Genomic DNA, 13,203 nt, shown 5'->3' with positions numbered 1-13,203 from the left:
CATAAATAGCTGCTTTTTTAATTTAAATGTCAATTTATCTCTTAGGATTAAAAACCAAACAATGAACGACTATAATTTCTTCTATTTGCTAAAACATAAGAGTTTTTGAAGCTTTTCATAGCCTGACTAATTTTTAAAAATTCGATATCATAATTTTCTTTCTTAATAGCGAATGATACAGTAAAGATTGTGTTTAATTCAATTTTCTTATCATCTTCTCCCCTTCCGCAATCTCTCTTTTTTTCTACAACTTTTGCAGTTGGGAATACACTTTGAACAAGTTTTAATACATTAGGACAATATTTTTGTTGGAACTTATTCCAATCTGAACAATCATAATAACGTTCATAATCTAGCCAATATAATTCTTCTACATTGTCACCACCATACATCATATCTTCGAATGTAATATCCATATGAATGTTTTTATTATCAGCAAATACCTTTCCCACACGGACACATTTACCGCTATTCCCTGGCTCATAGATACAAATAGCATTGTCTTTGTCCAAGTCATTGCGCATTTTATTAGATATATCTTGTAAAGTACCGAATAATTCAAATCGTTTTTCTTCTAATTCTTTTCGTTTTTCACGAAGGTCGGCTTTAGCATCGTACCAATCCCTCTCCATTTGTTTTAGAATATCTTGTTGCTTTTTATATTCTTTCTCCGCTGTCATTTCTTTTTTGTAAGAAGCATACATTTCTTTTAACATATCAGACATTGCTTTTGGGAAACGAGTGCTTGTAGCGGATTGAACCTCTTTATTTTGAATAATAACATCTTTAAATTCAGATGTTAAAATAGAGAAACTATTTTCTGATACATGTAATACAATACCTTTTAATTCTTCTCCCTTTACTAATTGAACTTTTACCATTTGTTTTTCTTTTAATGTTTTCATATTAAAAACACTCCAATTCGTTTTTTGATATTTTAACACCCTTACTGAAAATAAGTTGAAATTCATCTATATTTTTTGGGAAATATTGTTGCATTAAAAAACTTGCTGCATAAAGGCAGCAAGTCATATAGTTTTAGATGTTATATATCTAAAGAGATTACCTTACATAGCAAACAAGGATAATTGTTCATCAACAATTGTTTCTTGTTTTTTCGGTCTTCCTCTTCTTTTAACAATAGTTTGCGTAACTTCTATCGTTTTAATTTCTTCAACGCTTTGTTTTTGAATTTCCTCTTCTTCTTTTTCCTTATCTTTCTCTTCTTCTGGTTTTTCTTCTTCCTGTTGTTCTGCTTCTTCCTCTTTTTCTTCCTCTTCTGGACTTTCAACAATTTGTTTTAATGCCATTTTATTCGTATTATCATCAATCACAGGCTCATCAGGTAATGCTTGCTCCTCGTTTACTTCTTCAGAAACATCACTTTCTTCATTTTCCTCTTCGTCACATGCTTCTCTTGATTTTTTAATAGATTCAATGATTTCTTCTAATTCAGATGCATCTATGAATCCCTTTTCTGCCCAATCAGTTAATAATTGAATTTGTTCTTCTATATCCTTTGCATAAGGAAGAATGTCTAAAGTATGAAGCTCTAATTCTTCTTTTTTTGTTGCAACTTTTATGCTGAACATTCCGTAAGAAGATACAACTCCTTTTTTCCATGTATCTCCTGATTTCACAAGAACGTTATCCCCTGACTCATACACTTTATCTGTTTCGCTTTCTAAACTTCTGATAAGTTTTGATAAAGCATCAATGTAGTAAAATGGTGTATTTCGGAAATCATCTGTTTCGTTTTTGAAGTTATTTTTCTTCATCATTTCTCTTCTATCTTTATATTCTTTACGTAAACATCTAATTTTTCCCCATACAGTCGTTCCTTCTAATACATCAAGAAACTCCATTGCTAACTCTAAACCTCTTCCTTCAGAAGAAGTTGTTTCATTGCGAAGCACAACGTTTCTTTTTGTTTTTTTCATAGTTTTTGTCTGTGTCATAGTAATTCCGCCTTTTTGTTTTTTTGAAATATTATACAATGCAATTTCATTTTTGGAGAAAATAATAGGAAATACTTATAAAAAGGTTGCTAAAACAATAAAAACAGACCTTCTAGCAATGCTAAAAAGCCTGTTTTATAGTTATATTGTTCTACTGATTGTTTCTTGCTTTCCAAGAATTAAACTGTTCATTTGTTAATGGATAACTATATCCTGAGCTAGGAATGAAGAAGTAATAGCGCGATGCATTTTCGTATTCTTTTTTCCAATCTCCAATCATAAATCCATTTGATGGTTCCTTTAACTCTACTACATACGCATCTGTTTCCCCTTGGGATATAAATGAATTTCCTCTAACCTGAATCAATGCGCTTGCTGTTGTTTTATATATACGAGAAACAGGTCTTTTCGTTGCAGCAAAATATGATTCTATTTCCTCTTGTTTGATAGGAGATGCACTGATTTCTTCCCATTTCAGCATATCAAATTTCCATTTCCCATTCTCTTTCTTCATACGTACAAGATGCTGAAAACCTCCATGTTCTTCTGCTGTTGTTTGAGATAAAACAGTACGAACAGTAAATTCGTTTTGTTTGTTTTCTATAACTTGTAATCTCATGTTCGTATCGAAAAGACTCGGAGCATGTGGGCTTGGTGACATAAAGTAATCTGCTAAATTGCTTTCTACAAATTCCTTTATCATTGTATCTGTCATAATCGTACGGAATTGTTCATGGAGATAGTTTTTATCTACATTTCCTGTTCCTAGATTTGCCCAATCATACCAACCGTGTTCTCCAACCTCACCTGATACTTCGTTAATACGACGAACCGTTGCCAAGGCAGCAATTATATCTTCTTTCGATGTTGGTCCTTTTACATCTTCTTTGGTAGGTTTCTGAGCAACTGGAGGTGCAATGGAATCTGAAATTGTAACTGGTAATTTTCCTGTTATGGTTTGCTCAAAGAAATCGCCTCTTGTGTAGTCGTAAGAAGCTTCAACTGTTCCGTTTTTCACAGTAGGATTTTTCACAACAGAAACGGACCTTGATTCTGCTTGAATATCATCTATGTCAGATTTCAGTTTTAATGATTTCATTTTAATCTCTTCCTCAGTTTCTTCCCCATCCCACATATCATACAAAATTACTTTTCCTTTTGTTATTGAAGTAGATTGACCTGGTTTCATTTCAAGCTTTTCTGGCTTTAATTTCAACCCTACTGGACGTTTACAACTACTATATGCTATAAATGATTTTTTACCAGATAGCAAAGAATCTTCATACAGTGTTATAAAATCATCAAAAAGACTAACTTTCACGCCTCCATCATATTTGAGTCCCGCCTCTGTTTTAAAGCAAGCAGATGCTCCATACTTGGCGTTCAATTGACCCGCAACTCCTACGGTATCATATATACCACCCTCTAGGTATAAAGAAGCAGCTGCTAGGCTGTAGAGTCTTATACCACCGTCTATATGCACGCCAAATGTAGTTTCTCCGCCTCCTTTACCAGTTACACTCCAATTAGCTGGACCAAATTCATTGTTTAAAGATACAGAATAATAAGGTGTAAGTCCTTTTCCTTTATTCACTTTTACACCTGCATTTTCCTCATATTCAAATGTTAATTCTATTTTTACTTCTCCCATTGCGCCTGCTTTGGCTTCTAGCATAAGCTCTCCTCCAAATTGAAGAGCTGGAGCTCCAGGAACAGGGATATATATTTTTCCGATACGCTTTTTAACAGAATAAAAATGGTCCCCTCGTTTTAATTCTGATTGAATATCTGTTACTGTCGCATACTTTTTTCCAAATGCAAATGTGGTTGAATTTTTCTCTTCTTTCAGTTTTTCACCTTCTATATTAATAGTTCCTACTAATGTAGTATCAGATACAATTCCAAATCTAAATTTTTTAGGCACACTCTTTTTTTTCTTCATATCCGTGTCAAATCTTGCATTTTTCACATTCACTGCTCCATTAAACGTGAAGTCTAATCCTCTTTCTCTATCATGTAAATTAAAATCTTTAAAACTGAGAACAAATCCATTATCCGGTAGTTTTAATTGAATTGAATCAAACGGTCCAATAGATGCAACCATTCCCCTCGTATCAGCTAATGCAAGACTTTCTATTGTAATCCCTTCTAAACCTGGTTCCAATTCAATATTTGAAGAATTAATAACGCCTTGTTGATAAATATCAAATTCTTTCACGACTTCCTTGATATCAGGAACAGAAAGCTTATAAGATGAGTTTTTCCCATCTTTTTTCACATCCACTACTTTTCGTGCGACTAAAGGGTCCCGTTCCTCTTTTGTAGGAATGATAATTATCGTTCCTTTTTTAATATCCTTTGCGCGGTTTTCGTTTAAAACAACATTTTTCAAGTCTTTATCATAGGACACTACATCGGAAGGTTTAAGTTCAATAACTCCTTTTTCTAATGTAATGGATGATGCCGCATCTCGTTTTATGGCAAATGTAATCATTCCTTCATCAAACGAAGTATTATCCTTAAGTGTTAAACCCTTTGGTATTTTCATGCTGTAGGTGGCTCCTTTTTCATATCCCTTTTCAGGAGCAGTAACATGCAACGTAGAACCGGCAACTTTAGTTTGTACATTGATTCGTTTTCCGTCTTCATCTTTTACTATTACTTCTGGAGACTCTTTGATATCGCTTTTATATTTAAATACCCATTCATGACTTTGCTCCAAATCAGTGTAGAACAACTCCTTTTTTTCATTATCTGACTGTGTTGGAAGTGCAGTAGTCGGTTTAGAGCCAAACGGACCGTTACCACTGAATAAGAACCAAATTATCCCTCCCGAAATGATAAATAAAACAATCATAATCCCCCATAAACGCCAGTTTTTCATCTAGTTTTCTCCTTTTCCCCCTAATGTTCTTCTTATTCTTTTTTTGTCTATTAAAAATAAGAATACGTGAAAATAACCCCATGTAAGAATAGGGTATTAATTATCTATGAAAAAGATGCCTTTTTCATTGTTTGATATTGTTTCTTCTATCTTTGCTATGTTTCCTTCTGGATTTATAAAAAAAGAGTAAGTTACACCAAATAATTAACCTTGCGTACATTTCAAAATGCACTCTCTTTACTTTTTCAGAAAAAAATACGTCTTTTTTGAAATCTGGTTTATAATGGGTAAAAAAACAAACATCAAAAGGAGAAATTAAAATGAAAAAAGGAAATATTTTAGACATCGGAATCAAGGCAGTAAGAGCAAGTTCACAAACAAATATGTTCGACCAAAAAGCAGTTCAATACTATGCACACTATTTAGGTTTTTTCAGCTTAGTTAGCTGGTTAGAAAGCGCAAAGGCTGGAGAATTCTTAAGCATGATGAATTGTATTGACTTTGACGCAACTCCTGATTTAGATAGAGAAACAATAGAAATGTTTTTAGAAGAAATGGATTCAACGGCTGCTTTTATGGAAATTCGAAGTGAATTCCACAAAGAAATAGAAGAGTTTCATGAAGTGGGTGGATATAAGGAATTAAAGCAACTACCTTTTACATTCGATGACTTTTCTGATGATTTTCAGGAAAATGGGACCGGAGATATCGTGTCTTACCTACACAACAAGCTTCCAGACCATGCATACAACTATCTGTTAGATTTACCAGGAGACAATGACTTGTATTGGTTTGAAGATTACTTCTATTTACTTAAGGGTGGAACATTTAAACTTTTAGATGCGAAACAATGGAAGGAATTTCAGTCAAGAAAGAACAGTCTAGGAGAGGAAAGTCAAAGCAAATTTGAAACTGTGGATGAACAAATGCGCCTTGCTGTGTTGATGGAAGAATAGTTCTAAAATCTTTTATAAGTAGTTTGATAAAAAATCACAATATAATCCCAGTAGACTATCAATTAAAAACAATTGATAGTCTTTTTTGGTTTAAAAAAGCATGTGAGTTATCTCAGCATGCTTTTATTTGCTTTTATTTTTTTCTTTTTCTTTTTCTCTTCTTCTATCAAATCGAAAAACATGTCCCATTCTCCTATTTCGAATTCAAATGTTTTTCTTCTATTTTCTTTAATTCTTTTTGCTTCTGCTATTTGCATAATGCGGATAAGATGTTGTTTCTGCAATAAGACCAGATACAGTTGTGAAAGTAAAAGAGGTATATTGAAACACCAAATAATTTTCCATTCAGTTGAAAAACCGATGCAACAAGATACGATAGCGGCTAGTAAACCTATATTATGAACTTTTTTGTTGAAATTCACACGTTTCCGTAAGTACCATAAATCAATTGCTCTGTATGATTCTAAAAAATATCCATTAGCGCCTTCTCTTATTCCGATATAAACAACAAATCTCTTTACATATTTCATACCTATTACATTACAGAATTTCATAAATAATTTATCTTTCAGTTGCAAAGTGTTTCCTCCCAAATCATTCATCCTTTTATATAAATTATAATCGTTTTTAATATGAGTGGAGAAAAAAAGTCATTTCACTCAATTCACTCTTTTAATCAACGGTATCTATCCTAAAAATAAGGATGCTTTCGTAAAGATTTTTGTTCTATTAAAGAAGGTAATCAGAAATCTAATGGTAATATACAATAACGAATTACATTTTTTTACAAAGGGGGCTTTTAGATGAAAGCAAACAAATTAGTAACAGTTATATCGATATTAATACCTATAATATTAATTTCACTCATTATCAATTTTGTATATGAAGTTATTCCAACTACTTTTCAAGGACTTCCTATTTTCTTACCTCTGATTTTGTGTCCAGTCGGAATTACTTTGGCTCTTGTCTCCTATAAAGCAGACAAAAATATATGGTCAAAAATTGGAATAATATTAAATTCAGTATTATTGTTCACACCTTTTATCTGGATGATAGGTGGAACTATATTCTTTGGAGAATGATAAAGTTTGATGCTAGTTAGCTACTCACTTTATAACTGTGAGTAGCTAACTGTTTTTTTGAACAAAAATGAGCCACGCATTCTCCTTCCAAATCTATGATTTGGTGGGTGAGGTTCACTTAAGAGATTAACGAAAACAGCCGAAAATAAAAAAGAGCCATAGGGCTCCTTCATGAATTTATGGTGTTCTTATAAGAAGATTAAGTAGTTTCTAAATTGTCTTCTTATTTCGTTCTGAACAATGTCTTTCACTTCTTTTTTCTCTTTCATATATCTTTGAAAATCGTTTGTAATAGGTGCATTTTGAGGGTGAATATCTCGCTGGAATAATAACGAGTTTTCTAAATGCCTAATAAGTTCTGTAAATGCCTCTATAAATGCTCCCTTTGCGTGATGGGGTCTCGTTAAAAAACCTGGTCCTTTTAACAATGATTGGATTCTAGATTCTAATAACTTTTGGGAATCTTCATTTTGAAGTTTATTGTTTTCCCAATTTACATCAAGCATGTAATCTTCTTCTTTTGCTGATAAGAATGTTGTAAATCGCAAAAGATTCCTTGTAATTTCTCTTTTAACAACATCTTCTACGGTTGTATAATTTCGAAAATACGATGATTGATTCATAGAAATTTCGATATAATCAATTTTCTGCGGGTGAATCTTGAGTTGATACATCAAGGATGATTCCGTAAAGTAGATTAATTCACAAAAAGTGCTAATGGCTTTTTCTTGTGCATAATCCCCTTTATGTTTTAATGGACCTTCTAGTAAAATTTGAACTGCCCTTTCTAAATGTTGCTGAGCTGCTTCGTTTTTCAACGTATTTTTGCACCAATTTAAAGTTTGCATATTCTATTCCCCCTAATGCCATATATATTATTTTTAATTTTTCTAAGCAATATATGATGTTTGAGTTTTTACATTCTATCAAAGGTTCTATAATTCAGTTTAAAAACATATCAATTATATCAGGTGATTTCCATTCAGCAACAAACTTAATAAAAATATTAGATTTGCTTTGTAAACTAGTAATTTTCATTTTTATAGAGATTTCCTCACTCGTTTTTAAACTATGCTATGATGTAAGAAATAATTTTCTAAGAGGTGTATGTTATGAATTTTGAAGAATTAGTGTTTTTCGTAGCGTTCGTTGAAGCTAAACCCGAATCATTTGAGAAAGAAGAATTGATTTTTGAATTTGTTAACGATAAATTAGGATATTCGAGAAAAGCCTTTCAAACAGCACGAAATAAATATATGTCATTATCCGAATCTCTATCTCCCGATGACATTCTTGAAATTAAGAGAAGCAGCCGTGATTTTGACACGACAAGAGAAGAAATTCACCTAGCTTTCAAACGAGGCACAATTGATTTGAACGAAAGAGCTCGTAGAACCCTTATATGTTGTATGGAATTTGAAAAACGAATTAACGAGATTCTGAATGAACCAATTATTGAGGAAAAAGAAGTGAAAGACTTCAGGTTTTCTTCTTTATTTAAGAACATCATGAGTAAATTATTTAAATGAAAATAAAAAGAATTCTCCAAGAACAAACACATACATCTGTTTGTTCTTTTTATTTATCATTTTTTAATTTTGCACCCCCTTCTAATTGACGTTTGGTAATATATCACGCCTTTCTTACAAAAATCTTAACTTTTTTACATTAAAGAGGTTCTTTATAAACACGTATAGAAGTAGCACATATCACAGATTTTTTAATTGAAGGAGTGATTATGTTGAATGATTTAACAGAATCAAAAAACTCATCAACAGGGCTGAGAGGTTTTTTGGAATCTCATTCGTTAACTTCATTTTTTGTAATGGCATATGTATTTTCGTGGGTTACATTGATTCCATTTATTCTATCCCAATGGGGGATTTTCCCTAAATCAAAAGCGTTTGATATTTTCTTTACTGCCAATGCGTTTGTTGGTCCTATGTTAGCAGCGTATATCATGATTCGAACTCTTGAAGGAAAAGAGTCATGGAAAAAAATTAGAAAAAGCATCATGTCTATTAAAGTTGGTTTGAAGTGGTACTTATTTACTCTCATTGTTATTCCTGCTTCTCTGTTTCTGGGTATGGTGATATTAAATGGAGGAATACCTACTTTCAATGACCTTACTTCTAAATTTTTCATAACATATCTCATCTCTTTTGTAGCTACTTTCTTTCTCGGTGGACCTTTTCCTGAAGAAATTGGATGGCGGGGTTTTGCTCTGCCTCGATTACAATCAAAGTTCGGACCGTTAAAAGCAACATTACTTCTTGCTGTCCTGTGGGCTTTTTGGCATCTTCCTCATTTCTTAACTGCTGCACAAAGGGGTGGTCCAGGTTCTGACCTTTCTATCCTATATATCCATTTACCAATTTTCATTTTACTATGTTTGCCAATTTCAATCATTCTCACATGGGTCTATAACTGCCTTCGCGGTAACTTATTTATGGTTATGTTAGTACATGCGAGTGTTAATACGTTTAGCTTGGTACAAACCAATTCCACCAACTCTGTTTTAAAGGATTCGGATTTATTTGTAGGGATAGGATTAGGTTTTGTTGCCCTGATTATTCTTATTTTCACGCGAGGAAATCTTGGATATAGACAAGCTTCTAATGTAATTGGATTCAGTAAAAATGAAAATATTAGTAAATAGAAACACTAACTTTTTGGAGGGCAAATCATATGAATAAATATAGTGTCTTTTCACTTGTTACTTTAATAATCTTTATTCTTTTGTTTTATACAATGACGATTGGCGTGTCATTAGGGAAATTAGGTAAACCAATTATTATTGCAATGTTTCTGTTCCCATTATTAGGAGCGGGTTTGGGACTAAAAGCAAAAAAAGGGTTATTGAAATGGCTACTAATCATACTTAATATTATGGCAGTTTGTATAATTGGGTATATTATGTTACTTGCTTTTGGTATAGGTGAAGAATAATGAAAATAAAAGCGAATAAGTTTTGTTAACAAAAACACATAAAGAACAAACTTAAAAACAAAACGGAAGCCGATGCTCTTAAGATACAAGAGCGTGACTTCCGTGTTATAAGTTTTGCTATCGTACGAAATTCGCGTTTATTAGTGTTACCCCATGCCAATTTCTTTATCTAATAAATAAACTTCCGCCTTCTGTTCCTATATAGACACTATTACTGCTTAATCTAAATGCGCCACCGTTTAATTGTATCGATTTAACAATTCCTCGTGTTTCCTCATGAATACTGTCCTTTACAAAAAGATAGGGATTAATCGCCGCAAATAAAGTGTATTCACTGGGTACGTCAAAGCCATTCTGATTCTCATGGACTAGATAAGGAGTCGAATTAATATCATTTCTATCGACGAACGCATACGATTTATGTTGTGTAAACGAACTCAATAGCCATCCCGCATGGATTATCAACGCAAGCACAGTTACGCTTATAAATATGCTTGGTTTTACTTCTTTGTTTCTTAAGAAGATATAAACAAAAGTCGGAATAACAAACAATCCAAATAAAGCTATCCATTTATCCAACGGAGCATTATTTACCCAGAAGACGAATCCTAGAAATTTCATGAAAATAAACATCAAAACAACAATCGTTAAAAATTTTGATAAGGTGTATATACTTTTCTCTATCACGATTCTCCCTCCCCTTTAATGCATTTCCTTACTATTTAATTAAATTTCACTATTTCCACTTTTTTCATTTTAACATATTTGATAATCGGTATGTTTCTTTATTAGAGACTATTATACAAATTCATCACTTAAGTTATTTATTGTTTCCCATAACAAAAGAATAAATAAAAGTTCAAAAAATACAACATGACAAAATGAAAAACCAACAGAAATAATTTCTGTTGGTTTTTTTCACAAAGAAGCTCAGTACAGAAGCTACAGGTATAACTACGGGTATTGCACCAATACCCTATTTCTATAGTAACCATTTCTTTTTCGGTTTATTCATTGGTTCGTATTGTAAGTAATACGGAAAGCATAAAAACCAACAGGAACACAACGACCTGTTGGTTTTCTGGGGTTGTAAAGCAAGATACAAATACAAAGGTTCTTCACCAATGCCTTGCTTTTATAATAGCCATTCCTTTATCAATTATTCCTTCATTTTTATAGATTAAAAATGAATATAGCTATTAGCGGGATTCATTCCTGATAAAAAAGTTTTTATAATTGACTAAATTTTTTGACTTTTACTAAAAACAGTTTATAGTATTTCAAATTTCAAAGGGAGGTGAATGTCGGTGTTTCGAAGAGAAGAAGGATTTACTTTGTACGAAATTTTAATTGTTATTGTAATCATTGGTATTTTGTTATTGGTATTACTGCCTAATTTGAATATAGCCACTGTTCAAGCTCGCGAAAAAGGAATACAAAAAGATTTGATGACTTATAGAAACAGTATCTCTGGGTACATCGGAGAAGTAGGTAATTCAGAATTCATTTTAGGTGGAATTAATGGCTATTTAGATGCCGCTATGAAGTTTGAGGATGTGGGAGGAAAATTACTTTCTAAAGGCACAGATAGCTATGGGAATCATTATGAACTAAAAATCTACCCTGATTATTTAGTTATTACTACACCTGGTTCTGGAAAAGGAAAGGGACAAATATTAGGCATCTATAGAAAGAATGGCAAATTAGATTATTGTTATTCTGGATTTCAATCTAGTTTAGCAAATAAAAATGTTTTGGAATTTGAATTAGATGGAACAGGCGAATGTGGAGAATCAATGATAGATTCTGTTGTAGTTCTTCCACCTCCACCACCTCCTATTACTACTCCTCCACCGCCTCCTATTACACTGCCAACTAACAATAAGGTAGTGAGCAATATACGTAATAGTTATACGTTGGATGGACATAAAATTAATTTTGAAGTTCCTTTTGGAGTAACAAAGGTAAATGTTTATAAAGAAGGTACTTTACTAGGAAGCACAACCGGAAACTATTTTATCGATACTACTTCTTTTCCAGGTGATACACATGAATTTTCTTTTATCACAGTTGATTCTAGTGATAACATGGGACCAGATGTGTCGAAAATATTGGTTGTTCCAAAAGCAATTGAATTAAGTGAACATACTGTAGATGAAGTTTCTGTATCTTATGATAATAGAGGCGCTGTATATATTAACGGACAAATGTATAAACTTGGATATCAATCTGTATTAAAACCTGACGGCATTGTAAGATACATGACAAGTAAATCGTTATCACAATATTTCTTTGTTGATTTTATCGTAACGACTCCAAATGGTATTACTACATTGCAAGCAATAAATGAACAAGGAGAAGTTTATAAATCGACAACTGATTCATTCAATACTACATTAGGTAATTCAAATTTTACCTTTCATGAAGTATCAACATCGACAAATGGGTTACAACAAACAAATGGCACTACATATGGGAGTGTCAACGGAGGGAACTACGCTAAACTAGGTACTTTTCCAACAGGAATTCAATTCGATTGGGATACAAATGTTACAGGTCAAGGAATCATTCGTAATGACCAAACAGTTCAACTATGGGGAAATTGTCTTCCGGCAACCGCAAATTGCTCTGCACTACCAGGTGTTTCGAGTTGGAATCATATTGTTCGGTTGGATATATCTAGCGGAAGTGTTATGGCAATAGATAACACGGGTAAGTTGTATCATGCTGCATTTAGCGGTTCTTATATCCCTAACAGAAATTCATTTGTTTCTAGTATCACTAAACCAGTAGCAAAAGCTACTGCATATGGAGGAGACATATTTGTTCTATATGAAGACGGAACAATAGCTATGAGCAGAACGGGAAATGGGTTTGATAGCATTTTATCTTGGCGTAATATTGCTGATTTCTATGTTTATGGAGCAGGACAAATCATAGCATTAAAAACAGATGGTACAATTATCGCACTCGGCAACCCTGCCTTCTTAAGTAATTTAAATTCATAATTGTAAAAACCAACAGGAAACTGAATTTCTGTTGGTTTTTAGGAGTTCAAATTTTTCCCTAAAAATGGTAAAATTATATCCGGAGGTGATTTATGAGAAAGTTTAGTATACTCTCGATAGTCTTGATGTTCATAGGAGTATTATTGTTCGGATTAAATTGGATAAAAGGTAGTTATTCTGAACTGATTATACGATTTAGTTTTATTTCTTTTTTAGTTGGAATTACACTAAGTTTTATAGCAGTTGCTAAACGGGAAAAAGGAATATTAAAATTCATATCCCTTATTTCTTTCCTCGTTGTGATGTTTTTAAATTATATTTATCGTATTTGACTATTCTTTCGGTTTTCGTCTTTCAGCAATCATT

General features: G+C 32.6%; 13 protein-coding genes. 7 read left to right on the top strand and 6 right to left on the bottom strand.

What is annotated here, in order from left to right; all coding sequences use genetic code 11:
- Positions 1 to 47: 47 nt before the first annotated feature.
- From PDL00_RS04185 to PDL00_RS04175, 3 genes are all read right to left on the bottom strand, one after another.
- Entirely contained in the window at positions 48 to 905 is an 858-nt protein-coding gene (locus tag PDL00_RS04185) for a hypothetical protein (RefSeq protein ID WP_270726735.1), read from the bottom strand.
- Between the two features lie 162 nt (positions 906 to 1,067).
- Positions 1,068 to 1,958, bottom strand: a complete 891-nt coding sequence (locus PDL00_RS04180; protein ID WP_270726733.1) for a hypothetical protein — start codon at positions 1,956 to 1,958, stop codon at positions 1,068 to 1,070.
- A 151-nt stretch (positions 1,959 to 2,109) separates the two neighbouring features.
- Positions 2,110 to 4,842 carry a hypothetical protein gene (locus PDL00_RS04175; protein ID WP_270726731.1) on the bottom strand — a complete coding sequence of 911 codons (2,733 nt, stop codon included), beginning with the start codon at positions 4,840 to 4,842 and terminating at the stop codon, positions 2,110 to 2,112.
- A 320-nt stretch (positions 4,843 to 5,162) separates the two neighbouring features.
- On the opposite strand from PDL00_RS04175, the gene PDL00_RS04170 reads away from it, so the two are divergent.
- Positions 5,163 to 5,798, top strand: a complete 636-nt coding sequence (locus PDL00_RS04170) for a DUF5049 domain-containing protein (RefSeq protein ID WP_270726728.1) — start codon at positions 5,163 to 5,165, stop codon at positions 5,796 to 5,798.
- A gap of 107 nt (positions 5,799 to 5,905) precedes the next feature.
- Here the strand turns inward: PDL00_RS04170 and PDL00_RS04165 are convergent, their stop codons facing one another.
- Positions 5,906 to 6,376: a hypothetical protein gene (locus PDL00_RS04165; RefSeq protein ID WP_270726725.1), complete on the bottom strand. Its 471-nt coding sequence runs from the start codon at positions 6,374 to 6,376 to the stop codon at positions 5,906 to 5,908.
- Between the two features lie 225 nt (positions 6,377 to 6,601).
- On the opposite strand from PDL00_RS04165, the gene PDL00_RS04160 reads away from it, so the two are divergent.
- Entirely contained in the window at positions 6,602 to 6,880 is a 279-nt protein-coding gene (locus PDL00_RS04160; RefSeq protein ID WP_270726723.1) for a hypothetical protein, read from the top strand.
- A gap of 188 nt (positions 6,881 to 7,068) precedes the next feature.
- On the opposite strand, the gene PDL00_RS04155 is transcribed toward PDL00_RS04160, so the two are convergent.
- Entirely contained in the window at positions 7,069 to 7,728 is a 660-nt protein-coding gene (locus PDL00_RS04155; RefSeq protein ID WP_270726720.1) for a hypothetical protein, read from the bottom strand.
- A gap of 264 nt (positions 7,729 to 7,992) precedes the next feature.
- On the opposite strand from PDL00_RS04155, the gene PDL00_RS04150 reads away from it, so the two are divergent.
- From PDL00_RS04150 to PDL00_RS04140, 3 genes are all read left to right on the top strand, one after another.
- Complete coding sequence (locus tag PDL00_RS04150; RefSeq protein ID WP_270726717.1) at positions 7,993 to 8,409, top strand: hypothetical protein; 417 nt, start codon at positions 7,993 to 7,995, stop codon at positions 8,407 to 8,409.
- Positions 8,410 to 8,618: 209 nt separating this feature from the next.
- Positions 8,619 to 9,539, top strand: a complete 921-nt coding sequence (locus PDL00_RS04145) for a CPBP family intramembrane glutamic endopeptidase (protein ID WP_270726714.1) — start codon at positions 8,619 to 8,621, stop codon at positions 9,537 to 9,539.
- 29 nt (positions 9,540 to 9,568) lie between these two features.
- Positions 9,569 to 9,829 (top strand): hypothetical protein, encoded by a 261-nt coding sequence (locus tag PDL00_RS04140; RefSeq protein ID WP_098516821.1) that lies wholly within the window; start codon positions 9,569 to 9,571, stop codon positions 9,827 to 9,829.
- Between the two features lie 165 nt (positions 9,830 to 9,994).
- On the opposite strand, the gene PDL00_RS04135 is transcribed toward PDL00_RS04140, so the two are convergent.
- Positions 9,995 to 10,516, bottom strand: coding sequence for a hypothetical protein (locus tag PDL00_RS04135; protein WP_270726711.1), 522 nt, complete (start codon positions 10,514 to 10,516; stop codon positions 9,995 to 9,997).
- A gap of 620 nt (positions 10,517 to 11,136) precedes the next feature.
- Here PDL00_RS04135 and PDL00_RS04130 point away from each other — a divergent pair.
- Complete coding sequence (locus tag PDL00_RS04130; RefSeq protein ID WP_270726709.1) at positions 11,137 to 12,837, top strand: prepilin-type N-terminal cleavage/methylation domain-containing protein; 1,701 nt, start codon at positions 11,137 to 11,139, stop codon at positions 12,835 to 12,837.
- 92 nt (positions 12,838 to 12,929) lie between these two features.
- Positions 12,930 to 13,169 carry a hypothetical protein gene (locus PDL00_RS34725; RefSeq protein WP_333563525.1) on the top strand — a complete coding sequence of 80 codons (240 nt, stop codon included), beginning with the start codon at positions 12,930 to 12,932 and terminating at the stop codon, positions 13,167 to 13,169.
- The last annotated feature ends 34 nt before the right edge of the window (positions 13,170 to 13,203 follow it).

It is taken from the genome of Bacillus cereus group sp. TH152-1LC (genome assembly GCF_027710505.1).
GTDB classification, from domain to species: domain Bacteria; phylum Bacillota; class Bacilli; order Bacillales; family Bacillaceae_G; genus Bacillus_A; species Bacillus_A mobilis.
Note: the sequence above shows the minus strand (reverse complement) of the source record. Positions and strands in the feature narration are given on the sequence as shown.